Source organism: Micromonospora sp. LHW51205 (genome assembly GCF_003315815.1).
In the GTDB taxonomy this organism is placed as follows: Bacteria; Actinomycetota; Actinomycetes; order Mycobacteriales; family Micromonosporaceae; genus Micromonospora; species Micromonospora chalcea.
This window is the reverse complement of sequence record NZ_QMEZ01000008.1, coordinates 21,151-44,813: the sequence shown is the minus strand read 5'-3', so window position 1 is coordinate 44,813 and position 23,663 is coordinate 21,151. Positions and strand designations below refer to the sequence as shown.

21 protein-coding genes are annotated in these 23,663 nt (G+C 72.8%); 9 read left to right on the top strand and 12 right to left on the bottom strand.

What is annotated here, in order from left to right; genetic code table 11:
- Positions 1-2: 2 nt before the first annotated feature.
- From DQE82_RS24895 to DQE82_RS24885, 3 genes are read left to right on the top strand one after another with little or no spacing between them, the layout of a single operon-like run.
- Positions 3-932 (top strand): ROK family protein, encoded by a 930-nt coding sequence (locus tag DQE82_RS24895; protein ID WP_113974296.1) that lies wholly within the window; start codon positions 3-5, stop codon positions 930-932.
- Positions 929-1,618, top strand: coding sequence for an N-acetylmannosamine-6-phosphate 2-epimerase (locus tag DQE82_RS24890; protein WP_113974294.1), 690 nt, complete (start codon positions 929-931; stop codon positions 1,616-1,618). The genes DQE82_RS24895 and DQE82_RS24890 overlap by 4 nt, the downstream gene beginning before the upstream one ends.
- On the top strand, positions 1,609-2,580 hold the full coding sequence (locus DQE82_RS24885) for an acetylxylan esterase (RefSeq protein ID WP_113974292.1): 972 nt from the start codon (positions 1,609-1,611) through the stop codon (positions 2,578-2,580). Before DQE82_RS24890 ends, DQE82_RS24885 begins: the two co-directional genes overlap by 10 nt.
- On the opposite strand, the gene DQE82_RS24880 is transcribed toward DQE82_RS24885, so the two are convergent.
- The 10 genes from DQE82_RS24880 to DQE82_RS24835 form a co-directional block, all read right to left on the bottom strand.
- Entirely contained in the window at positions 2,577-3,620 is a 1,044-nt protein-coding gene (locus tag DQE82_RS24880) for a polyprenyl synthetase family protein (RefSeq protein ID WP_113974290.1), read from the bottom strand. The genes DQE82_RS24885 and DQE82_RS24880 overlap by 4 nt on opposite strands.
- Before the next feature lie 7 nt (positions 3,621-3,627).
- On the bottom strand, positions 3,628-4,038 hold the full coding sequence (locus tag DQE82_RS24875; protein ID WP_013477142.1) for a hypothetical protein: 411 nt from the start codon (positions 4,036-4,038) through the stop codon (positions 3,628-3,630).
- A gap of 191 nt (positions 4,039-4,229) precedes the next feature.
- Positions 4,230-5,612 (bottom strand): hypothetical protein, encoded by a 1,383-nt coding sequence (locus DQE82_RS24870; RefSeq protein WP_147265164.1) that lies wholly within the window; start codon positions 5,610-5,612, stop codon positions 4,230-4,232.
- The gene (locus DQE82_RS24865; protein WP_113974287.1) at positions 5,609-6,850 is read right to left on the bottom strand and encodes an OmpA family protein; all 1,242 of its coding nucleotides are present in this window, start codon (positions 6,848-6,850) and stop codon (positions 5,609-5,611) included. The genes DQE82_RS24870 and DQE82_RS24865 overlap by 4 nt, the downstream gene beginning before the upstream one ends.
- Complete coding sequence (locus tag DQE82_RS24860) at positions 6,847-7,689, bottom strand: hypothetical protein (RefSeq protein WP_113974285.1); 843 nt, start codon at positions 7,687-7,689, stop codon at positions 6,847-6,849. The genes DQE82_RS24865 and DQE82_RS24860 overlap by 4 nt, the downstream gene beginning before the upstream one ends.
- Entirely contained in the window at positions 7,686-9,869 is a 2,184-nt protein-coding gene (locus DQE82_RS24855) for a hypothetical protein (RefSeq protein WP_113974283.1), read from the bottom strand. Before DQE82_RS24855 ends, DQE82_RS24860 begins: the two co-directional genes overlap by 4 nt.
- A 242-nt stretch (positions 9,870-10,111) precedes the next feature.
- The gene (locus tag DQE82_RS30715; RefSeq protein ID WP_158560006.1) at positions 10,112-10,960 is read right to left on the bottom strand and encodes a hypothetical protein; all 849 of its coding nucleotides are present in this window, start codon (positions 10,958-10,960) and stop codon (positions 10,112-10,114) included.
- A gap of 39 nt (positions 10,961-10,999) precedes the next feature.
- Positions 11,000-11,701 (bottom strand): Crp/Fnr family transcriptional regulator, encoded by a 702-nt coding sequence (locus DQE82_RS24845; protein ID WP_147265163.1) that lies wholly within the window; start codon positions 11,699-11,701, stop codon positions 11,000-11,002.
- Between the two features lie 29 nt (positions 11,702-11,730).
- Entirely contained in the window at positions 11,731-12,306 is a 576-nt protein-coding gene (locus DQE82_RS24840; RefSeq protein ID WP_113974279.1) for a Pycsar system effector family protein, read from the bottom strand.
- A 61-nt stretch (positions 12,307-12,367) separates the two neighbouring features.
- Positions 12,368-13,171, bottom strand: a complete 804-nt coding sequence (locus DQE82_RS24835) for a Crp/Fnr family transcriptional regulator (RefSeq protein ID WP_233514776.1) — start codon at positions 13,169-13,171, stop codon at positions 12,368-12,370.
- Positions 13,172-13,632: 461 nt separating this feature from the next.
- Between DQE82_RS24835 and DQE82_RS24830 the strand changes: the two genes are divergently transcribed.
- The 5 genes from DQE82_RS24830 (at position 13,633) to DQE82_RS24810 (ending at position 20,704) form a co-directional block, all read left to right on the top strand.
- Positions 13,633-15,195 carry a phenylacetate--CoA ligase family protein gene (locus tag DQE82_RS24830; protein WP_113974275.1) on the top strand — a complete coding sequence of 521 codons (1,563 nt, stop codon included), beginning with the start codon at positions 13,633-13,635 and terminating at the stop codon, positions 15,193-15,195.
- Between the two features lie 3 nt (positions 15,196-15,198).
- Positions 15,199-15,639, top strand: a complete 441-nt coding sequence (locus DQE82_RS24825; protein ID WP_064446256.1) for a hypothetical protein — start codon at positions 15,199-15,201, stop codon at positions 15,637-15,639.
- Complete coding sequence (locus DQE82_RS24820) at positions 15,636-16,718, top strand: hypothetical protein (RefSeq protein WP_113974273.1); 1,083 nt, start codon at positions 15,636-15,638, stop codon at positions 16,716-16,718. Before DQE82_RS24825 ends, DQE82_RS24820 begins: the two co-directional genes overlap by 4 nt.
- A gap of 2 nt (positions 16,719-16,720) precedes the next feature.
- A complete protein-coding gene (locus DQE82_RS24815; protein WP_113974271.1) occupies positions 16,721-17,737 on the top strand; it encodes a nitroreductase in 1,017 nt (338 codons plus the stop codon).
- A 156-nt stretch (positions 17,738-17,893) separates the two neighbouring features.
- The gene (locus DQE82_RS24810; protein WP_113974270.1) at positions 17,894-20,704 is read left to right on the top strand and encodes a glycoside hydrolase N-terminal domain-containing protein; all 2,811 of its coding nucleotides are present in this window, start codon (positions 17,894-17,896) and stop codon (positions 20,702-20,704) included.
- A gap of 52 nt (positions 20,705-20,756) precedes the next feature.
- On the opposite strand, the gene DQE82_RS24805 is transcribed toward DQE82_RS24810, so the two are convergent.
- Positions 20,757-21,470, bottom strand: a complete 714-nt coding sequence (locus tag DQE82_RS24805; RefSeq protein WP_043324727.1) for a hypothetical protein — start codon at positions 21,468-21,470, stop codon at positions 20,757-20,759.
- A gap of 73 nt (positions 21,471-21,543) precedes the next feature.
- On the opposite strand from DQE82_RS24805, the gene DQE82_RS24800 reads away from it, so the two are divergent.
- Positions 21,544-22,371 carry a PIG-L family deacetylase gene (locus tag DQE82_RS24800; protein WP_113974268.1) on the top strand — a complete coding sequence of 276 codons (828 nt, stop codon included), beginning with the start codon at positions 21,544-21,546 and terminating at the stop codon, positions 22,369-22,371.
- A 46-nt stretch (positions 22,372-22,417) separates the two neighbouring features.
- Here the strand turns inward: DQE82_RS24800 and DQE82_RS24795 are convergent, their stop codons facing one another.
- Positions 22,418-23,563: a glutamate--cysteine ligase gene (locus DQE82_RS24795; RefSeq protein ID WP_113974466.1), complete on the bottom strand. Its 1,146-nt coding sequence runs from the start codon at positions 23,561-23,563 to the stop codon at positions 22,418-22,420.
- Positions 23,564-23,663: the final 100 nt, after the last annotated feature.

Below are 23,663 nucleotides of genomic sequence, written 5' to 3'. Positions count from 1 at the left end.
CCATGCCCGAGGTGAGCACGACCGGTCTGGTCGCCGCGCTCGACATCGGCGGCACCAAGACCACAGCCGCGCTGGTCACCGCCGCCGGCGAGGTCGTCGGCCGGCGTACCGCGCCGACACCCGGTCGCTCCGGCGCCGCAGCGGTGCTCGACACCGCCGCCGGCCTGGTCGAGAAGCTGCGGGCGGACGCGCCGGACGTCGTACGGGCGCTCGGCGTGGGCAGCGCCGGTGTCATCGACAGCGGCTCCGGCCTGGTGCTGTCCGCCACCGATGTGCTGACCGGATGGGCCGGCACGGACCTGCGCGGCGACCTGGGCCGGCGCCTCGGCGTGCCGGTCACCGTGGTCAACGACGTGCACGCCCACGCGCTGGGCGAGGCGCGTCACGGCGTCGCGGCCGGGTACGACACGGTGCTCTACGTCGCCGTGGGCACCGGTGTCGGGGCGTCGTTCGTCCTCGGCGACACAGTGCTCGCCGGTGCGCACAGCGCGGCCGGGCACGCCGGGCACCAGCCGTCGGCGTACGCCGGAACGCTTGCCTGCACCTGCGGCGGGCGCGGGCACCTGGAGGCGATCGCCGCCGGGCCCGCGCTCACCGCCGAGTACGTCCGGCGTACCGGCCGTCCGGTGGCCGACCTGCGGGCCGTCGCCGCGCTCGCGGCAGGTGGCGACGAGACGGCCCGCGACGTCGTCCGGCTCGGCGGCACGGCCGTCGGGTCCGCCGTCGGCGGCCTGGTCAACGTGCTCGACCCCGCCGCCGTGGTGATCGGCGGCGGCGTCACCGGCCTCGGCGAGCCGTGGTGGCGGGCGCTGCGTGACGCGGTGCCCGCCGAGACGCTGCCCGGCCTGGCCGGCGTGCCGGTCCTCGCCTCCACCCTCGGCCCCGACGCGCCGTTGCTCGGCGCCGCCTCGCTCGCCTGGAAGGTCTCATGAACTCCCTCGTCGACCAGATCCGCCACCGCCTGGTGGTCTCCTGCCAGGCGTACCCGGGTGAGCCCATGCGCGACCCGGACACCATGCGCCGGGTCGCGCTGGCCACCGCACGCGGCGGCGCCGCCGGCATCCGCGCCCAGGGACTGGCGGACATCGCGGCCATCCGCGCGGCGGTGGACCTGCCGCTGATCGGGCTCTGGAAGGACGGCGACGACGACGTCTTCATCACCCCGACGCTCGAACACGCGCTGGCCGTCGCCGACGCCGGGGCGCACGTCGTCGCGCTCGACGGCACGTCCCGGCCCCGGCCCGACGGCCGTACGCTCGCCGAGACGATCGCCGCCGTGCACGAGCGCACCGGCGCGCTGGTGATGGCCGACTGCTCCACGTTCGACGAGGGCATCGCCGCCGCCGCTGCCGGCGCCGACCTGGTCGGCACCACGCTCTCCGGGTACACCGCGTACACCACAAAGGGCGACGGACCGGACCTGGACCTGGTCGCCCGGCTCGCCGCCGCGGTCGACGTCCCGGTGGTCGCCGAGGGACGCATCCACACCCCGGAGCAGGCCGCGCAGGCGCTGCGGGCGGGCGCGTGGACGGTGGTGGTCGGCACCGCCATCACCCACCCGAGCACCATCACCGGCTGGTTCGCGTCCGCCGTACGGGAGGCCGCGTCGTGCCGCTGACCGACCTCGACCTGGCCGGCTGCCTCGCGTACCGGCCGGAGCTGGACGTGCCGGCGGACCTGGACGGATTCTGGGCGCGCACGCTCGACGGCGGCGGCGACCCGGCGGCGGCGGTCTACGAGCCGGTCGACACCGGGCTGACCCAGATCCGGACGTACGCGGTCACGATCCCCGGTTTCGCCGGTGAGCCGGTACGCGGATGGCTGCACCTGCCCGCCGGTGCCGACGGGCCGCTGCCCTGCGTGGTCGAGTACCTCGGCTACGGCCGGGGCCGCGGCCTGCCGCACGAGAAGCTGTTCTGGGCGGCGGCCGGCTTCGCGCACCTGATCATGGACAGCCGCGGCCAGGGGTGGAGCGCCGCCACCGGCGGCACGCCCGACCCGCACCCCTACCCGGCCGGCACCGTGCCCGGCTTCCTCACCCGGGGCGTCGCCGACCCGGCGGAGCACTACTACCGGCGGCTCATCACCGACGCGGTCCGGTTCGCCGAGGCCGCCCGGCGGCACCCGGCCGTCGACCCGGCGCGGGTGGCGGTGACCGGCTTCAGCCAGGGCGGCGGCCTCGCCCTGGCCGTCGGCGCGTTGTGCCCGGACGTCGTGGCCGTCATGCCGGACGTGCCGTTCCTGTGCGACATCCGCCGGGGCGTGCGCGTCGCCGGGCCGGACAGCCCGTACGCCGAGGTCGTCGAGTACCTCGCGCTGCACCGCGACCGCGCCGACCAGGTGTTCCGCACGCTGTCCTACCTGGACGCCGCAGTGCTCGCGCCGCGCGCCACCGCGCCGGCGCTGTTCTCCATCGCCCTGCGTGACCAGGTCTGTCCGCCGTCGACCTGCTTCGCCGCCTACCACCGCTACGGCGGCGACAAGGACGTGCGGGTGTACGAGTTCAACGACCACGAGGGCGGCGAGGCGGCACACCAGGGCGAACAGCTCACCTGGCTGCGCGGGATCCTGGGCGGCTAACGGGCCCGTTCCACCACGTAGTCGGTCAGCTCCAGCAGGAAACGGCCGTCCTCGGTGTCGGCGGCGGCGCCCAGCGCCCGCTCACCCTCACGCCGGGCCGCCAGCGCGAGATCCCGGGCGCTGCGCCGCGCCGACTCCACACAGTCGTACGCGAGCAGCCGCCCGTGCAGCCAGCGCACCTCGGCGTCGGTGCGCTGCGCGCGGGTACGGCTCAGCAACCGCACGAGCCGTTCACGTTCCTCCGGTGTGCACCGCCGCATGAAGTCGATCAGGATCAGCGTGCGCTTGCCCTCCCACAGGTCACCGGCGATCTCCTTGCCGTAGCGGGCGTAGTCGCCGGTGAGGTTGAGCGCGTCGTCCTGGATCTGGAACGCCGCGCCCAGATACCAGCCGTACCGATCCAGCACGTCGACCGCGTTCTCCCGGCCGGTCGCCACGAGGACGCCGGTGCGGCACGGGTAGATGCACGTGTACCAGGACGTCTTCTTCAGGCACATCCGGTAGTAGTCGTCGGCGTCCAGGTCGCACACGTTGTCGCGGATCCAGCCGATCTCGAGCGCCTGCCCCTCCAGCGAGTGGCGCATCATCAGCTCGGTCTCGGTGAACAGCCGCCAGGCGATCCCGGAGCCGAGGGCCGCCCGGTTCGCCGCCAGCCGCCGCAACGCCAGCAGGTTCGTCATGTTGCCGACGTTCAGCGCCACGCCCACGCTGTACTCGGCGTGCAGCGTCCGCCCGCCGCGCCGCTGCTCGCTTTCGTCCTGGATGTCGTCGTGGATGAGGAAGGCGTTGTGGAACAGCTCCACTGTCACCGCGGCGTTGAGGCCCACCGCGTCGCCGCCGCCGAACGCCCGGCACGTGGCCAGGCACAGCGCGGCGCGCAACCCCTTGCCCCACCGGCGCGGATACTCCGCGACCAGGTCGTAGAGGTATCGCGGGCCGCCGTCGGGCACGTCGTCGAGCAGCGCGCCGAGGGCGAGCCCGCGATAGCGCTCCAGCATCCGTTCCACGTGCCCGCCGGCCACCCCGGTGGTCGGCGCCATCGCGCGGCTACCGGTCCGTGGGCCGCTTCGGGGCCGGCGACGCCAGCCGGTCCGCGAGCCCGTTTGCGACCTCGGGGGCCAGCCGCGCCAGATTGAGTACGGTGTCCAGCGCGTCGTGCGCGTCCGACGTGTACCGCCGGATCACCTCACCGCGCTGGTCGTCGGCCATCTTCAGCTGCCCGACCACGGTGTCGATCAGGGCGTGCCCGTCGGTGCGGACCCGCGCGACGAGTTCGTCGAACGCCTCCGGGTCGACCCGGCGGCTTTCGGTCAGCTTCTCCTCGAGCCGCCGGGCGCCGGCCAGCCCCGCCGCGAGTTCCTCCTCCAGGACCGTGGCCGCGTGGGTCACGGTCTCCGAGGTCTCCTCGGCCACCTTCTCGAAGCGCTCGTTCGTGCGCTCACGCTCCACGTTCTCCATGCGGCGGAGTCTCCACCCGGCTCCGGTCGACGGGCTAGGCATGTGTCGCGATGGTGACCGACCGTCACTGTTGCGGATTGCTGTGCGGGAAAGCCGATGCGAACGGTGGTCACTTACCGGGCGGCTAACCCGGCCAGGCGGGGGCGGGCGGCGTGGGCACCCGGGTCGGGCCGGGCGCCCACGCGGCTGGGTCACGTGTTTTGGGCCTCGCCTGGCCCGCTGGCGGGTCCGCCGCCGATCGCCAGCACCGGCCGCCAGCCAGCGGCGAGCTGTGCGTCCAATTGCCGGCGCAAGCTGTCCAGTTCCTCGGCGAGGTCTTCCGGCCGATATCGGTTCAACAACTCAAGCGAGTGCCGCAACGCCGTCACCCGCAGCGCCGGGCTGGTCAGGCCCTCGAACATCCGCCCGTCGGCCGGGTCGTCGGCGCCGGGCGCGAGGAATCCTGGCGCAACCATGCCGGTCAGGCCGTGCCGGGCACGCGCCTCGGCTATCTCGGCCCAGGCTTCGGCGACATGCCGCTGGACCGCCGTCGCGGCCTCCTCCACGGCTAGGCGGAGTTCCTGCCAGCGTTTGGCGTGCAGGCCCAGGTACCGGTTCGCTTCATCGAGCAGGGCCTGGTAGCGAGCGACGGCGGCTTCGCGCCGCTGTTCGATCCGGGCTTTCCGGTCGGCGTACGGGTTGTGCGCGCTGGCTTTGAAAGCAACCGCTGCGACGGTGAGCAGCACCAACAGGCCCACGAGCGGCCAGCGCAGCTCGGGCTGGGGCAGCTTGGCTCCCCGCAGCCAGGCCCACAGGCCGAGCACCCCGACGACCAGGATCGCGAAGCTCACCGGCAGTGGCCAGCTCGCCCAGGGCAGCGCGTCATGTCCGCGCTCCTCGTCCTCGGGCCGCCACTCCACGAACACGCGGCGGAACAGCAGCCGCCAGCCCAGACGGCGTCGCAGCGATCGCCGGTCGGCCCGGCTCCGGTGCCGGAACAGGGGTATGGCCAGCCAGCTGCCGGCGAGGATCAGCGCCATGGCGATGCTGAATCCGGGCAGGTAGGAGATCCAGTACTCGAAGCTGAGCTTGTCGTCCGGGGCGTCGATCGCGTCCCGGAACGACGTGGCGAAGAAGACCGTGTCGTAGACCGCACTGACCAGGATCACGGCCCAGACGACCCAGGAGCGTTGCCATTGGGGCTGATCCCGCCGGTCCTCCGCGCCGTCGTCGGCGTGCTCCTGGTCGTTGCGGCGCTGGTCACGCGCCGCGTCGTGCAGCTCCCGCTCGGCTACGAGCATCGACAGCGGATGCAGCGCACTCTTCGCCCCATGCCAGGCGTCGATCAGGCGTTCTCCGGCCTCCCGCAGCGCCGGATGGGCGTCGGCCAGGGCCTGCTCCGCCTCGTTCCGCGAGCGGATAAGCCGGGCGGACTCGTGGTGGGACAGCTGATCGGGTCGGTGGGGTTCGGGCTCGGAGACGGGTCCGCCGGCCGCGAGCCGGGTGACCCCGAGTGTGATCGGCCGGGGGCAGGGGACCGGTAGGTATCGGCGGCCGTTCGGGCTGCCGGTCGTGCGTACGTCGTCCATCGTCATCCGCTCTCTGTGGTCATCACGATCTCCACCCTGCGGTTGCGTTGCAGGCACGCCTCGTCCCACGACCCGTTCGGCAGTTGTTCCCGGGTGCACAGCCGACCGGTCTCGCCGGCACCCCGGGTCCTGGGGGTGGGAAGACCGAGGCTGGTCAACTCGCGACCCACCGTGACGGCCCGCCGCTCCGACAGGTCCCTGTTGTACTGGTCGCTGCCGCGCGAATCGGTGTAACCGATCACCTCGAGTGCGGTGACCTTCGACCGGTCGACCTGCTTCGCAATCTCGGCGAGTCGCTGCCGGCCGGCTGCGCCGACCTCGTCGGAGCCGGTGGCGAAGAGCGCCGCCGAGTCGATGTTGAAGGTTTTCCGATCGGCCGGCGGGTTGGGCGGGCCGGCGCCGGGCGTGAAACGAACGACCGGGTCGGCGGGCGGAACGCCGCTGCTGCCGTCTCCACGCCGCACGACGGCAACCGGGGCGGTGGACACCTCGCACGATGCCGCCGCGGCGACCAGGCACAGCCGCTCCCAGTACTGCTGGAGCCAGGCCAGGTGGCCGGTTTCCAGCACCGGCTGGCCGTCGGCCGGGTGCCCCACCCCGAGCATCCGCAGGTGCACGCCCTTAACCGACGTCGGCCAGTCGGGTCGTTTCGGGCAGTCGTCCGCGGACGCCTCGATCAGCCGGGGAGCACCGACCGGTTCACGGCTCAGGTCGGCGCAGCCGGCGGTGGCGAGCCCGTCGGTGGCGAGGACGACGGTGCGCCGCGCGTCGCCGGCCGCCCCGGTGTGGGTGGCGGCGACGCTCATCGCTCCGAGCACGTCCGTGCCGGCCGTACGTGCTGTGATAGTGGCGGCTCGGGCGGCGAGCCGGCCGAGGCAGGCCTTTGTGTCCTTCCGCTCCACCGCCTGGTTGCTCGGTCGCTTGCTGGTCGCGGCGGTGGGATAGCTCTCGACGGTCCACGTCACGGTGGCGGCGGAGCCGTCGAAGGTGCCGATGGAGACCACGTCGGCGCGCTCGACGGCCGCGTCAAGCGTCGGGGCGACGGCGGCGGCGTAGTCGGGCGCGGGCCCGGCGGACCGGACGGACGCCGTGACGTCGAGCAGGACGACCGTGTTACCGACGCCCTCGACCGGCAGGCCCGGCTGGCTGGCGCAGTCCGGCTCCTCCTTGTCCCCGCCGCAGGCCACGGCTGCGCCGAGTGTCGCGACGAGCGCGGTCGCGAGCGCGATCCGGGCGGCCCTCATGAGGCGACCGTCGGCTGCGGCTCGGTCTCGACCGGAGCGGGGAAGGTGCGGTCGATGCCCATCTGCTTGCAGAACGTCTGGTACGCCAGGTCGTAGGCCGTGGCGAACTCGTACATGCCCACGTGCTCGTGGTCCTTGGCCGATTGGCGCAGCACGTCCGCCAGTTCCAGGACGGAGGCACGCCGGTGGTTGACAAGCCGGGCGAGGACGCCGGCGAATGCCGGATCGGTGAGCTGGGCGGCGTATGCGACCTTGGCGTCGTACCCGAGGCTGTCGAGCAGATCCCGCCACCGGCCGGTGAGTTCCCCGAACCGTACGGCCCGCAGCGTGCCGAGTGTTGCGTTGGCCTCCACGTCCAGCTCCTGCAACGCGTACGGCAGCAGGTGTTCCCGTACCCGCGGGTCGGGCAGCACCCGCACCTGGGCGCGGCAGCGCACCTTGCCGGCGTCGCCCGAGTAACACCAGTCGCTTTTCAGAGCCTCCTGCATGGCCTGCTCGGCGGCCGCCGAGTGGTACGGGGAGAACGTCCGGCCGATCGCCCAGATCCGTTCCCGCACGCTGTCCCGGGCGCTGCTGCTGAACACGCCGGCCTGCTCGGTCAGCTCGTCGTAGGTCATGTCGCGGCTGGACCAGATCAGGTGGGCGTGCACCTGGAACTCGAAGACGTCGCCGGCGCAGAGCGCGGTGACCAGGCTGCCGTCCCCAGCGGGCTGGTAGACGACCTCCGGCAAGGGGTGGGGCGGAACCGGCCCCGTCGGCGACGTGCCGCGGAACCAGTCGACCAGCCGGCGCCAGAGGTTACGCCGCGGCGTGTCGGGTCGGGGCTTCGTGCTGCTCACGGGTTACCTCCGGTGTCGGGTTCGGCCATCGGTCGAGTCGCGGGTGGTGCGCCCCAGCGCATGCCGGCCAGCCGGCGCGCGGTGGGGGAGTCCTTCCATCGGTGCGTCAGGTGGAACCGGCCGCGGACGGCCACTGGCCCGACAAGCACGCGGCTGACCAGGTCGACGACCCGTTCGGCCAGTTCCGGGTCGTCGTCGGCGAGTCGGAGCCAGGCGTACAGGATGTTCCAGGCCCGGTACGCGGTGGTCGGATCGGTGAGTGCCGCCCGCCAGAGCCGAGCCAGTTCCTCGGTGTCCGGAATGAAGTCCGCAGCCCCGGCCAGCAGCAGCGGCCAGCTCTCCCAGGGGGAGGGGCCGGCGCGACGGGCCAGCAGCGTCAGCCCTCGGGCGGCGTGTACCCGCAGCCGGTGCAGGTCGTCGTCGTGCCAGGCCAGCAGAGTTCGCCAGGTGGCCTCCGGGTCTCCCGGCGTCTCGGACAGGTATGCCTCGGCCGGGCGGTAGAGCACGAGCAGTGAGCGCGCCACGGATGCGCTGGCGTTCAGATCGTCACGGCTGGCCAGCGTGCGCAGTTCGCGCAGGGCATCCGTCGGGGCGAGCAGGCCGATCCGGGTGCCGTACGCGCGGGCTGCGGTGTCGTGGAGTTGCGCGTCGTTGCTGCGGACCCAATCGCGGATCCGGCTCTGTATCCGGCCGGCGATCTGGGCATCTCGGGCGGCAATATCCAGCGCCGACGCGGCCGCCTGTCGGACGGTGCCGCGCCCGTCGCCGGCCCATCGACGGACCAGGGCGTGCCACACCTCGTCGAAGTCGAGGGTGGCCAGCCACCCGGCAAGGCGGGCGGCCCGTTCCCGGACGAGGTCGCGGCGGGTGAAGACGAGTTGTTCCAGCCAGAGCAGCAGTGGCAGCCGAGCACCATCGAAGTCGTTCCAGGCCGCGTCCAGCATGGCGTTGAGCTGGAAGGGATCGACCAACCGTGCTCGTCGGGGCTGCTCGGCGAGGTCCGTCGCGGCCAGCGGGCCCTCGGCCTCCAAACGCAGCATCTGCGCGATGCCGCCGTCGAAGACCACCCGGCTCACCCGCTCCGCCCCGCTTTCCACCGCCTGTAAGATGCCCAGCAGCAGCTCAGCGGCATCGAAGACATCGGCTAGCGGGTGTTCGTCGAACGCGGCGTACGCGATCTGGAAGGCCTGTCGGCGTGGTGCCGCCTGCGGGTCCTCTTCGCCCTCGGCCGGGCGGGCCGACTTGCCGACGCCGAGCAGCCGCGCCGCGAAGTCGCGGCGGGTGCGCCGCAGGCCACCCAGCGCGGCGACGAGGTCACTGTCGACTCCGCTCCACTCGGCCAGCGCGGCCGCGAGTTCCACCGCCTGAGCCGGCCGGGGACGGGCAGCGAGTTCCTCGACGACCCTCGGCTGGGCGACGCACCGCTCGACGAACGCCCGTCGGCAGGCTCCCCGGCAGGGCGCGCAACCGGCGGTGCACCGCCTTCGGCGGGCTAGCATCCGCACCAGGTGCCGGCGCAGCACGTACTGCGGGTCCGGTGGCTCGTACGCGACCGCGTATGGCGTGAGCGCGGAGCCCGTCGCGTCGGTCTGGTCCACAAGGAGCACTACGTACGCCTTGCGCTCGCGGGCGAGGCGCTCGAACGCGCGTAGCGTCCCCGCGCCGACGCTGGCCTTCCCGGGCAGCTCCAGGACAGTGCCGTACTTCGGCAGCAGGAGGTCTTCCTTGCCGGCGAGCTCGGCGGCGGTCGCCTCGCTCTGGGCGCATTCGATGCCGGCGACCCGGTCGATGCCGGCGACCTGCCACAGCATCATGTCTGCGGTGGTCCTCCGCCCGGTCCCGTCGCCACCCGCCAGGAGGATCACATGCTGCTCCCGGAGCCGGGCGACGAGCTGCGGAAAGGCGGCGACCTCGACGTAGCCCCGGGCCGTCTCCCGCAGCCCTTCCGGCGTTCGCTGCGACCGAAGTACGCTGATCTGCCGTCCGTCGGGGAGGACGAGACTGAGCAGCGTGTGGTTGCCGTTGACCTGGATGCCGTAGGACTTCCGTTCGCGGTCCATGCGCCAGGACAACGTGTCGGCGGTGCCGGGCTCGTCGCTGCCGCCGTCCTGCCAGCTCGTGTCCCGCGCGTCGGACTGCTGCCTGCTCGCCCCTTCGTCCACCGGCCGGAACTGGTCCATCCGCCTCCGGTAGCCGGCGCCTAGCGCCGCCGCCGTTTCGCCGCTCGCCCCTCCCGTCGACGGGGACGGTCCGGTGCTCTCCTCCGCTGTCTCCGGCTTCGGGGAGCCCGTCGCCGAGGCGGGTGGGGTCACCGGCTGAGCCGGGGCCTCCGGTTGTCCGGCTGCCGCTGCATCACCCGGCCGGGGGACGGGCTCGGCGCCCGGCGAATCGCCGGCAGGCGCGGTGGCCGGGTCGTCGGCGCTCACGCCGAGCCTCCCCCGAGGTTGATGTCCCGAATCTGGAACTGGTTGTGATCGCCATTCACCTGACTGCCGATGTTTGTCACCTCGGAGCGTTCGGGCGGGGCGGGCCGCTCGTCCCGGCCGCCGGGCGATCTGTCCGACCGCGCTTCCCGTTTCGTCGCGGCGGGGGCGGACCGGGTGTCGAACTCCGACTCCGGTTCGTCCATCGGGTCGCTCAGGTACGGCGGGTGGTGGCCGGGCACGTGCAACCAGGCGGTCGTCTCGTAATCCTTCTCCGGCACAGCGGCGCGCACGCGTCGGAACATCTCCGGCCGTGTTCCCCGCTCTCCATAGGGCACGACCTGCCGGTAGACCGCATCGGAGACGACTGCGACGACCGGAGCGTGCGGCACTGCGACGGTGGCCTCCCGGGCGACGTCGCAGTCCCGCAGCCGAGCCGCGTTCACGATCGCGTCGCCACCCCGGGGCACACCGTCGGAGTCGATCTTGACCAGTCCGAAGTCGACACCGACCCGCAGCCGCAACTGGTGCGCGTCGTTCTTGTTGCGGTTCCAGGCCAGCACACCGGCCTCGAGCCGACGGAGGTAGTCGGTGAGTAGCCAGGCCAAAGGCACGTCGGCCGGGGCGAGAGTGAGTTCGCCGTCGCCGCGCTCGCGGCGGATCCATGGCCCGGGGTAGGGGCAGTCGCGCTGCGCCTCGGCGATCACGCTCTCGGTGGCGACCGCGAGGTCGGATTGACGCGGATAGCCGCCGTCGCTGGAGCGGACTATGTCGGACGAAATTGCCGTCCAAGGGCGTGGATGTTCCACGGAAATCACCTGCTTCGGTGGAAGGGGGTCGGTTGTCACTCTGCGGTGGTAATGTCGCGGCAAGCCAGTTGATCTACATCAGGTGATGCAATTCGCCCTCGCCTCGGCGATCGCCGACAATCCCGCTTCGTCCCGGATCAGAATCGATCCGTGCCGGGTGACCACCAGTCGCGCCTTCACGAACCGCCTCAAGATCCGGTGTACCGACACCTGCGAGGCGACCACCAGTCGTGCCAGCTCGCGCTGGGTCGTGTGGACGACGAGCAGGCCGCCGTCCGCCACCGCCATGTCGCACAGGGTGCCGGCCACCCGCGTGGCCGTGTCGTACGAGGCGGCCACCGTCCGCCGGTCGGCGGCGCGCAACCGGGCGGCCAGGAGTTGGGCGAAGGGCCGGTTGGCGACGGGGTGACGGTGCAGGAACCGGTCGAAGGAGGAGGCGGGGATGTGCTGGGCAACCACCGGTCCGACGGCGACCACCGAAGCGGACCGGGGACGGTCGTCGAGATAGGCCAGCTCGCCGACGAGGTCTCCGGACGAGCGCAGCGCGATTCCGAGGGGCTCCTGACGCGGGCCTTCCACCTCGACACGGACCCGGCCGCTGGTGAGCAGCAGGAGGTGACGTCCACTGTCCCCCTGCCGCAGCAGGCACTGGCGGTCGGGAAACTCTTCCCGGTTCCCGATGCGCAGCAGGGCCATCCGGTCGACCGGGTGGAGACGGCCGAGGAAACTGGCAGTGGACCAGCGGGTGGTCGCCCTCGCGTGCCGGTCGGGCTCAGGCACCTGTCGCTCCTCTCGCTCGGTCGTCCCGGTCACAGCAGGCTCACCGCGATCAGGGCGGCCGCGAACATGGCGAGGACCGTTCCGGCGCGGGTCCAGCGGTACTTCGTCATGGCGAGCCGGCTGATCCAGCAGAGCTGGGAGATCAGGCTGGGCATGGTGTCGTGGGCGGCGCGCTCGACATGGCGCCGGACCTCCTCAGGGTCACGCAGCCGGTGCACGTGCCCGAAGTAGGCGACCAGTCGCAGCTCCGGGTCCCCGCCGGTCCTGGGCAGCAGCGCCATCATGACGGCGGCCAGGGCCAGCGCCGCCGCCAGGCAGCCTGTCCACCAGGTCCAGACCGCCGTCCCGGTCAGCCGGTGCGGCGACCAGGACGCCCCGACCAGCCCGGTCGCGAGGGCGAGCAGCGCCCCGCCGAACAGGCCGAGCCACTGGGTGGCCTTGGCGTCCGCGCGCCGCAGTTCCTCGCGAGCCTCGGTGAGCAGCCGTTCGGTGAGGCGGGTGGCCGCCGTCGGGTGGGTGCCGGTACGTCGCTGCCATCGGACGGTCGCGGGGGTGAGCCGCGTCGGCCGCCGAGCGGCGAGCCGGGATCGGGTGGGGTGAACCATGACGCTCCTTCGTGGAGGGGCGGACACCGTTGGCGACAAGGGTCCCGGGAAAAGTCGGACCTCACGTTGTCGAGGACCACGGCGAATCTGTCGACATCGACACAGAGCCAGCCAACGACCGGAGCAAATCGGGCTCGACGACGACGATCCGCAGGCGACGCGTCGACACGATGTGGCGGTTGCGCAGCACACGGAGCGTGCGTGCCACCACCTCTCGCGAGGTGCCGACCGCCGCGGCGAGGTCCTGCTGGCTCAACGGCAGGTCGAGCAACATCCCGTCGGCGGTCCCGACCCCGTGTTTGTCGAGCAGTTCGACGAGCAGGCCGATCAGGCGGTTGTCGCCGTTGCTGGACCCGTACTCGACTCGGCGGCCGTCGGCCTCCCGCAGGCTGGCGGCCAGGTGGCGGAGCAGGGACAGGGCGATCTCGGGCCATTCGGCGAGGCAGGTGTGCAGCCGTTCGGCGGTGATGAGGGTTGCGTGCACCGGCGACAGGCCGGTCACCGTGGCCAGACGGGGACGGCCGTCCACCGCGGACAGTTCGCCCAGGATGTCGCCGGGGCCGCGGATGGCCAGCAGTGCCTCCCAGCCCCGGCGAGAGGTGGAGGTGACCTTCACCCAGCCCTGTTCGACAAGCACCACGTGACGAGAGGGGTCGCCCTGGTGGAACAGGGGTGTGCCCGCCCGGTAGCGGTGCCGGGTGCCCGCGGCGGTGAGGGCGGCACGCGCGGACGGCGATAGGCTCGCCCCGAAGCTGCCGGGCGTGGCGTCGGGCGGATCGGCTTGCCGGCCGTCCCCCGGGTCATGTCGGAAGCGGGATGTCATCAGGCCCTGCTCCTTTCGTCGTAAACCGTCCGTGAACTGCACAGTCCCATGGACGGGACCGCGTACGGTGTTCCGGCGGCCTGTGCGAACAAACAGGATGGGAACCTTTCTATCGGCCGGTCCAATGTGCCGTGATCCGCCGAATGGATGCCGACGAGCCGACGAAAGGCAATGATTGGTGGCACTGCCGTCGCACGTCCGGAGAAAACGCCGACTATTCATTCAGGCATCCCCGGCCGGTGTGGCCCAAATATCACCGCCGAATGGTGAGCGCACGCCGTGTCCATTCGGCAGACGGTCGGCGGCGGGGCAGGTGAATGCACCGGTCAGCGGCACTGCGTCCGCCGTAGGCCGCGGTGGCCGGCGTAAATGTCACGGCCGGTCCCGTCGCCGGAGGAGCAGTCGGATCCCGGACAGTGCCGGCGTCACTGGGTACGGGTACTCAGCGCAGTACCGTCCCGTCGCTCATGTGCGGGCGCGGCGGCGTCGACAGGATCCTTGTCATGGCCGAGACGCTGCACCGACACGCCGCCTTGCGTACCGTCGACACGCCGCTGCCCGCCGAGGCCGCGCTGGCCCCCGCCGGCCGCGCGGTCGCCGCGCTGGCCCGGCTCATCGCCCACCACCCCGCCGGCTGGAGGTGGCTGGCCCGGCGCCACCACCCGGTCCTCGACCGGCTCGCCGCCGCGAACGCCCGGTCCACCTGCGTCCGCGCCGCCCGGCGGGTGCCCGCCTACCAGGCGTTCCTGCGGGCCCGCCCGGGCGGGCTGCGCCGCCGGCTGCGGGACTTCCCGGAGACCGACAAACGTGGGTACGTCATGGCGTACGACGCCTCGGCCCGGTGCCGGGACGGGCGGATGCCGGAGCGGGGCGTGGTGGTCGACGAGTCGGCCGGCTCGTCCGGGCGGCCGTTCAACTGGCCGCGCGGCGAGCGGGAGCTGCGGGCGGTGCACCGCGACATCGCCGGGTACACCGGGCTGGCGTTCCCGATGCGTCGACCGTTCGTCATCAACGCGTACTCGATGGGCGCCTGGGCGACCGGCACCACGACCGGCGCGGCGATGGCCCGGATCGCGACGGTGAAGAACACCGGCCCCGACCTGGGGAAGATCGTCGACACGCTGCGCGAGTTCGGCCCCGGCCACGACTACCTGGTGACCGCGTACCCGCCGTTCCTCAAGCACCTGCGGGACCGGCTCGACGCCGAGGACTTTCCGTGGTCGCGGTACCGGATCTTCGCCAGTTGCGGCGGCGAGGGGATGACCGAGGCGTTGCGCGACTACCTGGAGCAGCGGTTCGTGCGGGTGCGGTCGGCGTACGGGGCGTCGGACCTGACCATCGGCATCGGCGCGGAGACCCGGTTCACGGTCTGGTTGCGGCGGCGGCTGCGCACCGACGCGGGACTGCGCGCGGAACTGCTGGGCCGCGGCGAGCAGCGGCTGCCGATGGTGTTCCAGTACAACCCGTTCGCCACCTACCTGGAGACCAACGACCGGCGGGAGCTGCTCTGCACTGTCACCGGCCCGCACGTGCTCCAGCCCCGGCTGCGCTACAACGTCGGCGACGAGGCGCTGCTGGTGCCGTACCGGCGGATCGTCGAACTGGCCAACGCCGACCCGGTGCGTCGCGCCGAGTTCCGTACCGCGGTGGCCGAGGAGCGGATGACGCTGCCGTTGCTGCTGTTGTTCGGCCGCAGCGACTCCACGGTGTCCTACCTGGGCGCGAACCTCTACCCGCAGGACGTCGAGTACGGCCTCTACACCGGCAACCCGTACGCCGCCGAGATCAACAGGTTCTGTCTCACGCTGCACGAGGACGCGGCGCTGGAGACCCGGCCGGTGATCCACGCGGAGCTGCGCCGCCCGCTGGACGCCGCGGCCCGCGCGGCGCTCGCCGACGCCTGCCGCGACGGGGTACGCGCGCACCTGACCTCGGTGTCGCGGGACTTCGCGCAGTCCCTGGTGGAGGACCCGACCGCCGGTGACCTGCGGGTGGAGCTGCACGAGCCGGGCGGCGGCCCGTTCGCCGCCATGCAGAAGATCAAGAACGTCTACCTGGTGAGGTGAGCGATGCGTACCCGTGACTTCTCCCGCGCCCCGGCCCAGGCCCGCGCCGGCGCCATGTTCATCGGCGGCACCCGGTACGCGAACCCGCTGGTGCTGCTGCGCCTGGCCCCCGACTGGATCCGGATGGTGCGCGACATGCGCCGGATGTCCGGCTACTGCTGGCACACCGTCTACTGGCAGTTCCCGCTGACGCTCGGCACCATCGCGTTCTTCACCGACCGCGACGCGCTGCTGCGCTTCGCCCGGACCCGGCACCACCGCAAGCTGATGATGTGGCTGACCGACGGCAACCGCAACGCCACGGCCGGGTTCATCCGCCTCTACACCGCCTCCCCGGACGGCTACTCAAACGGCGCGTGGCGGGCCGAGGACGGCGCGATGGGCCACATCGAGCGGTTCACGCCGCTGGGCGCGGAGACGACCGGACCGGCGGTGCGCCGGTGACCGGCCACCGGCTCGAGCGTGTGACCGGCCGGCGCGGCCTGCGCGACTTCCTCACCCTCACCGACCGGCTGTACGCGGACGAGTCCCGCTACGTGCCGACGCCCCGGCAGCAGATCCGCCGCTGGTGGCGCGACGGCGTGCCGATGTACGTGCTGCGCGACGCCTCCGGCGCGGTGGTCGGGCGGACCACGCTGCACACCGACGCCGACCTCGACGCCAAGCTCGGCCGCCGGTGCCAATTGTTCGGGCTCACCGAGTTCACCCCGCACGCCGCCCGGCCGCTGTTCGACGCAATCGCCACGCACGCCATGCCCGGGCGGGACCTGCTGTTCGGGCCGGTGGCGCTGCTGCCCAACCAGGCCGGTGGCGTGATCACCTCCGGGTACGCCGACCGGGGTTTCGTGGACAGCGCGTGGAACCCGCCGCACTACCCGGACGCGTACGAGGAGAACGGGTTCACCGGACGGTTCGTCTCCGACACCTGGATCTGCCCGGTGCCGCCGCCGACCGGACCGCCGCCCGCGCTGGGCGTCCAGCCCGACGGCTCCCGGCTGGACCTGCACCGGGGGAACAGCCGGCGGCTCGACGAACAGCTGGACCTGCTGCGCGGGATGCTGAACGACTCCTTCGCCCAGCTCGGCTACTACACGCCGATCTCGGCGGCGCAGTTGCGGCGGCAGACCGACGGGCTGGCGTACCTGCTGGATGACTCGCTGCTGCTCTACCTGACCCGCGACGGGCAGCCGGTGGCGTTCGTGCTCTGCGTGCCCGACATCAGCGACTTCCTGGTCGCTGTGCGCGGCGACCTGAACCCGGTCAACCAGCTGCGGCTGCTGGCCACCCGCCGCCGGTACCGGCGGGAGGCGGTGCTGATCGTCAAGGGTGTGGTGCCGCGGTTCCAGGGGCGCGGCTACCAGCGGCTGCTGTCGGAGCACCTGCACCGCAACCTGCACGAGGGCGGATACACGGCGCTGCGCAGCACGTACGTCGGGCGGGACAACCCGGCGTCGGCCGCCCAGTACCGGCGCCTCGGCGGACGCCCGCTGCACGGCTACACGTTCTACGCCAGGGAGCGGTGAGCATGGACCTCGCCGCGTTCCGCGCGCTGGAGCCGCTGTGCTGGCGGGCGCCGAGCGCGCACAACACCCAGCCGTGGCGGCTGCGCTACGAGCGCTGGGCGATCACCGTCGGCTGGGACCCGGCCGACACGCTGCCCGCCGGCGATCCGACCGGGCGGGACCTGCGGCTGTCGCTGGGCGCGTTCGTGGAGACCTGCCTGATCGTCGCCGCCGACGCGGGGTTGCGGCTGGACTGGGCCGCCGACCACGACGAGTCGGACCGGCGGGTGGGGCGGCTGCGTCCGGCCCGGCAGCCGTACCGGACGCCGTTTTGCGCCGCCGACGTGTGGGATCGGCGTACCCACCGGGGCCGGTTCACCGGCGGCCCGGACGCCGACGTGGTCGCGGCCGTGGACGCGGTCGCCCGCCGGGCCGGTGGCGCGGCCCGCGTGGTGCCGGCGGCCGGGCGGCTGCGCGCGCTGCTGCGCACGGCCGACCGGCACGTGTACGCCGACCCGTCGGTGGTCGCCGAGCTGCGCCGCTGGCTGCGCCTGGACCGGGCGTGCCCGCGCTACCGGAGCGACGGGCTCAGTGACAGCTGCCTCGGGCTGGGCCGGGCGGCGGCCACCGGACTGCGGGCGGCGCTCGCGGCGTACCCGGCGTTGCGCCCGCTGGGGCTGCCCCGGCTGCTCGCCGCCGCGGGCGGTGATCCACTGGCGCAGGGCGGCGGGGTGCTGGCGCTGATCGCGCCGCCCGGTCTGGACGCGGCCGGGCAGGTCGAGTTCGGACGCGTGCTGATGCGGATGTGGCTGACGCTGCACACGGCCGGGCTGGCCGCGCACCCGCTCAGTCAGCTCGTCGACGTCGCCGCCACCCGTGGCGCGCTCGGCACGCTGCTGGACGTGGCGCCGGAGCGGATCGTGCACGTGGCCCGGGTGGGCCGGCCGGCCGCGCCCGCGCCCCGCTCGGCCCGGCGAGTGCGCCACGGATCGCGTCTGTTAGCGGTAACACCCCTTGACGCGATGTCACTTCATCCATGAGAGTCCTTGTTGGCCGACGTGTCGCCCGGTCGGGAGCCCTGGGCGCGGAGTGGCAGGAACGCGGCGTCCGGGTGTGCGAGGCGCAATCTGTTAGCGATAACAGGGCAGCGCCGCGCATCCGGACCCGCCTCTGATCCGCGCGGTTGGGAGAAAAGCATGTCTGAAGTGACACGACGCAACGTCATCAAGGCCGCAGCGGCCGGCACCGGCGCCGCGCTGGTGCCGGCCGCCTGGAGCGCCGCCGCCCGCGCCGGCTCGGCGGCGCCGGTGCAGGTGCTCGCCGCGAACGACCTGGCGCTCTGGTACGACGAACCGGCCGGCACCGACTGGCTGCGCGCCCTGCCGATCGGCAACGGGCGGCTCGGCGCGATGGTCTTCGGCAACATCGACACCGAACGGCTCCAGCTCAACGAGGACACCGTGTGGGCCGGCGGCCCGTACGACTCGGCGAACACCAGGGGCGCGGCCAACCTGGCCGAGATCCGGCGTCGCGTCTTCGCCGACCAGTGGACCTCGGCCCAGGATCTGATCAACCAGACCATGATGGGCAGCCCCGGCGGTCAGCTCGCCTACCAGACCGTCGGCGACCTGCGGCTCTCCTTCGGGTCGGCGAGCGGGGCGACGCAGTACAACCGGACGCTGGACCTCACCACCGCCACCGTCACCACCACGTACGTGCTGAACGGTGTCCGGTACCAGCGGGAGGTGTTCGCCAGCGCGCCCGACCAGGTGATAGTGCTCCGGCTGACCGCCGACCGGGCGAACGCGATCACGTTCTCCGCCGCGTTCGACAGCCCGCAGCGGACCACCGTGTCCAGCCCGGACGGCGCGACAGTCGCGCTCGACGGCATCTCCGGCTCGATGGAGGGGGTCAACGGCTCGGTGCGGTTCCTCGCGCTGGCCAACGCCGCCGTCACCGGCGGCACGGTGAGCAGCTCCGGCGGCACGCTGCGGGTGTCCGGCGCGACCAGCGTGACGGTCCTGATCTCGATCGGCACCAGCTACGTCAACTACCGCACCGTCAACGGCGACTACCAGGGCATCGCCCGCAACCGGCTGAACGCCGCCAAGAGCGTCGACGTCGACCAGCTCCGCACCCGCCACCGCGCCGACTACCAGGCGCTGTTCGACCGGGTCACGATCGACCTGGGCCGCACCGCCGCCGCCGACCAGCCCACCGACGTACGGATCGCGCAGCACGCAAGCACGAACGACCCGCAGTTCGCCGCGCTGCTGTTCCAGTTCGGGCGGTACCTGCTGATCTCCTCGTCGCGGCCGGGCACCCAGCCGGCGAACCTGCAGGGCATCTGGAACGACTCGCTCACGCCGTCCTGGGACTCGAAGTACACGGTCAACGCCAACCTGCCGATGAACTACTGGCCGGCTGACACCACGAACCTGTCCGAGTGCTTCCTGCCGGTCTTCGACATGGTCAAGGACCTCACCGTCACCGGCGCGCGGGTCGCCCAGGCACAGTACAGCGCCGGTGGCTGGGTCACCCACCACAACACCGACGCCTGGCGGGGCGCGTCGGTGGTGGACGGCGCGTTCTGGGGCATGTGGCAGACCGGCGGGGCCTGGCTGAGCACGCTCATCTGGGACCACTACCTGTTCACCGGCGACCTCGGCTTCCTCCAGGCCAACTACCCGGCGCTCAAGGGCGCCGCCCAGTTCTTCCTCGACACCCTGGTCGCCCATCCGACGCTCGGCTACCTGGTGACGAACCCGTCGAACTCGCCGGAGCTGGCGCACCACGCCAACGCCAGCGTCTGCGCCGGACCCACGATGGACAACCAGATCCTGCGCGACCTGTTCGACGCCGCGGCCCGGGCCAGCGAGGTGCTCGGCGTCGACACCACGTTCCGGTCCCAGGTGCGGACGGCCAAGGATCGGCTGCCACCGAGCCGCGTCGGTTCGCGGGGCAACGTGCAGGAGTGGCTCGCCGACTGGGTCGAGACCGAGCGCACCCACCGGCACGTCTCCCACCTGTACGGGCTGCATCCCGGCAACCAGATCACCAGGCGGGGCACCCCGGCGCTGTACGAGGCCGCCCGCAAGACGCTGGAGCTGCGCGGCGACGACGGGACCGGCTGGTCCCTCGCCTGGAAGATCAATTTTTGGGCCCGGCTGGAGGACGGCGCCCGCGCCCACAAGCTCCTGCGCGACCTGGTCCGCACCGACCGGCTCGCGCCGAACATGTTCGACCTGCACCCGCCGTTCCAGATCGACGGGAACTTCGGCGCCACCTCGGGCATCGCCGAGATGCTGCTGCACAGCCACACCGGGGAGCTGCACCTGCTGCCCGCGCTCCCCAGCGCCTGGCCCGCCGGGCAGGTCGCGGGACTGCGCGGCCGGGGTGGCTACACGGTGGCGCTGACCTGGAGCAACAGCCAGGCCGACGAGATCAGCGCCCGCGCCGACCGCGACGGCACGCTGCGACTGCGGTCCCGGCTGTTCACCGGCAGCTTCACCCTCACCGACGTCACCGACGGCAGCACGCCCGCCACCACCCGGCCGGAGTCCGACGTCGTGGCGCTCACCGTCCACGCCGGCCACACCTACCGGGCGGCCCGGCCGGGCGTGACCCCCTCGCCGACCGTGACGCCGACGCCGACGTCCACGCCGTCACCGACCCCGACCCCGACCACCAGTTCCCCGGCGCCGTCCGGCGCGCGTGCCACGTACGCGATCACCGGCTCCTGGTCGGGCGGCTTCCAGGCCGAGGTCACGGTGACCGCCGGCGCCACCGCGATCCGCGGCTGGACGGTGTCCTGGACGTTCCCGAACGGTCAGGTGATCAACCAGATCTGGAGTGGCACGCACACCCAGAGCGGCGCGAACGTCACGGTGCGCAACGTCGACTACAACGGCTCGGTGCCGGCCGGCGGCTCCACCACGTTCGGCTTCATCGGCACGGCCGGCGGCACCAACAGCCCGCCGACGAACCTCACCTGCACGACCACCTGACCGCTGACGCGCCCCGCCGCGGCAACCCGGCCGGGGCGGGGCGTGCCGCCGGTCAGGCCAGCAGCGTCTCGCGCAGCCGCGCGCCCAGATTGAACTCGCCGACCACCCGGGGACCGGCCGGGTCGTACACGGCGATGCGGTGGTTGCGGCGCATCATCTCCCGCACCGCCGGCGGCAGCCGGGGCGGGTCGTCCATCGTCGCGAGCACCCGCGCGCCGGTGCCCATCAGCCGCTCCACCAGCGACGCGCTGTCGGTGTCCACACGCACCCGGCCGAACTCCCAGCCGGCCGTGGTCAGGTCGAGCACCTCGAACAGGCGCGTCACGAACGGCTGCGGATCGGTCACCTTGTCCAGCCGGTCGGCCCGCCCGCCGACCGCCGCCACGGCGCCGGCCACCTGCGCGTACGGGTGCAGCCCGCTGGGCAGCGCGCCGAGCGGCCAGCGCAGCGCGGGCCCGGCCTCCTTCCACAGGGGCCGGTAGTTGCGGCGGTGCACCAGCAGTCGCCGGCCGGTACGCCGGAACACCTCGTGCGCCTGGCCCAGCAGGTCGGCGTGCGCCTGGTCGGCGGCCTCGCAGACGATCCCGGCGGCCACCACGAGACCGTCGTCATCGGACAGCAGCCGGGTGATCGCGTCGGCCTGCTCCGGGAACCGGAGGCGGGCGTGCGCCCCGTAGGACTGCCGCACGTCCCGCAGCAGCTCCTGCTGACGTGTCGGGTCCAGTTCGACCCGTCCGCCACCGAGCAACCGCTGGAGCCAACCCATCGCGCCTCGCTTCCGTCGCCGTCTGCGGACCGGGCAATGCTAGTTCGTCGGCCGATGCTCGTATGGTGACGGGGTGACCGATCGATCCCTGACCCTGATGGCGGTGCACGCGCACCCCGACGACGAGGCGACGAGCACCGGCGGCATCCTGGCGCGCTACGCGGCCGAGGGCGTGACCACTGTGCTCGTTACCTGCACCGACGGGGGGTGCGGCGACGGCCCCGGCGGAACCAAGCCGGGCGACCCCGGGCACGACCCGAAGGCCGTGGTCGAGATGCGCCGCGCCGAGCTGGCCGCGAGCTGCGAGGCGCTCAAGGTGACCCACCTGGAGACGCTCGACTACGGCGACTCCGGGATGATGGGCTGGGCCACGAACGACGCGCCCGGCGCGTTCTGGAACACGCCGGTGGCCGAGGCGGCCGGCCGGCTGGCCGAGCTGATCCGGCGCTACCGTCCCGACGTCGTCGTCACCTACGACGAGAACGGCTTCTACGGCCACCCGGACCACATCCAGGCCCACCGCATCACCATGGCCGCCGTCGAGCAGACCGGCATCCCGGCCAAGGTCTACTGGACCACCGTGCCGCGCAGCGCGTTCCAGCAGTTCGGCACCGTCATGCGCGAGATCGGGGTGGAGTTCCCCGAGCCGGAGGCGACCGACGAGACGCCGGCGCTGGGCCTGCCGGACGACGAGATCACCACCTGGGTCAACACCAGCGGCTACGGCGGGCAGAAGTTCGCGTCGCTCGCCGCGCACGCCAGCCAGGCGGAGAACATCTTCTTCCTGCGCCTCGGGCAGGAGCGGTTCACCGAGCTGATGGGCATGGAGACGTTCGTGCGGGTGCGGGACACCACCGGCGCGCCGACGCCGGAGGACGACCTGTTCGCCGGGCTGCGCTGACCGGGCGCGGGCCCGATCCGGCGTGTCGTCGGCCGGGCCGCTCATCTCAGGCCGCGACGGTCTGCGCGGCCAGGTGCGCGAGCACCACGCGGACGTCGCCGCCGGTGTCGGCCATGACCTGACGTTGCCGGGTGGCGCCGGTGCCCTCGCGGCGTACCCGGTCCGTCTGGCGCCGGACCAGGTCCAGGTCGCCGTGGCGGGTCAGCGCGGGCGTGACGATGTCGAGCATGTCGTCGACGAGGTCCCAGGCGGGCCGGGGCCGCCCGGTGCGCAGATCGACCAGGTCGCCGTCCACGCCGTCGTGCGCTGCCCGCCAGTGTGCGGCGGCGACGAGGCAGTCGCGGATGCGCTGGGCCGGCACGCCGTCGCGGATGTCGTCGATCGCGGTGGCGACCAGCGCCCGGACCAGCCCGGCGATCAGGACGGTGTCGTCGACCGTGGGGCAGACGTCGCCGACGCGGATCTCCACTGTGGGGTACGCCGCCGACGGCCGGGCGTACCAGTAGACCATCGCCGCGTCGAGCATGATGCCGGCGGTGATCAGGTCCCGGACCGTGGCGTCGTAGTCGGCGGCGGAGTGGAAGTGCGGCGTCGGCCCGATGCTCGGCCACCGTTCCAGCTGCATCGAGCGCCAGCTGGCGTGCCCGGTGTCCCGCCCGTCGTGCAGCGGTGAGTTGGTGGTGAGCGCCTGCACCACCGGCAGCCACGGGCGCAGGTGGTTGCAGACCTGCACGGCCAGTTCCCGGTCGGGTACGCCGACGTGCACGTGGCAGCCGCAGACCGCGGGGTCGTGCGCCACCGGGCCGAACCGGCGGGACATGTCGTGGTAGCGCTGCTCGTCGGGCACCGTGCGGTGGACCTCGCAGACCGGCGTGGCGCCGACCGCCACCAGTCGCGCCTCGGCCGCCTCGGCCGCCTCGGCGGCCGCTCGCCGCAGCGTGACCAGGTGCTCGCGGAGCCGGCCGAGGTCGGGGCTGACCGGGGTCACCATCTCCACCATGCTGTGCCGGAACTCCTGCCGGCTCTGCTCGCGTGCGGTCCCGGAGAGCGCCTCGCGGACCCGGTCGGCGACCGGCATGCTCTCGCCGGTGACCGGGTCCAGCAGCAGGAACTCCTCTTCCACCCCGAGGGTCAGGACGGTGGGGATCTCCGGTGTCGGGGTGGTGGCGGTGGTGGTGGGCCGCGGCCTCACCGACGGCTCCACCGGCACGGAACGGTCGGCAGCTCGTCGTGAGGCGGGATCATGTCTCGACGGTACGAGGGCGGAGGCCGGCCCGAGGCCGTTTTCCGCC

What these genes read in the sequence shown, in the direction of transcription:
- DQE82_RS24855 (WP_113974283.1), bottom strand. Translation starts at nt 9,869, where the DNA reads ATGGACCAGTTCCGGCCGGTGGACGAAGGGGCGAGCAGGCAGCAGTCC.
- DQE82_RS24895 (WP_113974296.1), top strand. Translation starts at nt 3, where the DNA reads ATGCCCGAGGTGAGCACGACCGGTCTGGTCGCCGCGCTCGACATCGGC.
- DQE82_RS24890 (WP_113974294.1), top strand. Translation starts at nt 929, where the DNA reads ATGAACTCCCTCGTCGACCAGATCCGCCACCGCCTGGTGGTCTCCTGC.
- DQE82_RS24830 (WP_113974275.1), top strand. Translation starts at nt 13,633, where the DNA reads ATGGCCGAGACGCTGCACCGACACGCCGCCTTGCGTACCGTCGACACG.
- DQE82_RS24805 (WP_043324727.1), bottom strand. Translation starts at nt 21,470, where the DNA reads ATGGGTTGGCTCCAGCGGTTGCTCGGTGGCGGACGGGTCGAACTGGAC.
- DQE82_RS24865 (WP_113974287.1), bottom strand. Translation starts at nt 6,850, where the DNA reads ATGAGGGCCGCCCGGATCGCGCTCGCGACCGCGCTCGTCGCGACACTC.
- DQE82_RS24880 (WP_113974290.1), bottom strand. Translation starts at nt 3,620, where the DNA reads ATGGCGCCGACCACCGGGGTGGCCGGCGGGCACGTGGAACGGATGCTG.
- DQE82_RS24815 (WP_113974271.1), top strand. Translation starts at nt 16,721, where the DNA reads ATGGACCTCGCCGCGTTCCGCGCGCTGGAGCCGCTGTGCTGGCGGGCG.
- DQE82_RS24840 (WP_113974279.1), bottom strand. Translation starts at nt 12,306, where the DNA reads ATGGTTCACCCCACCCGATCCCGGCTCGCCGCTCGGCGGCCGACGCGG.
- DQE82_RS24870 (WP_147265164.1), bottom strand. Translation starts at nt 5,612, where the DNA reads ATGACGATGGACGACGTACGCACGACCGGCAGCCCGAACGGCCGCCGA.
- DQE82_RS24810 (WP_113974270.1), top strand. Translation starts at nt 17,894, where the DNA reads ATGTCTGAAGTGACACGACGCAACGTCATCAAGGCCGCAGCGGCCGGC.
- DQE82_RS24825 (WP_064446256.1), top strand. Translation starts at nt 15,199, where the DNA reads ATGCGTACCCGTGACTTCTCCCGCGCCCCGGCCCAGGCCCGCGCCGGC.
- DQE82_RS24875 (WP_013477142.1), bottom strand. Translation starts at nt 4,038, where the DNA reads ATGGAGAACGTGGAGCGTGAGCGCACGAACGAGCGCTTCGAGAAGGTG.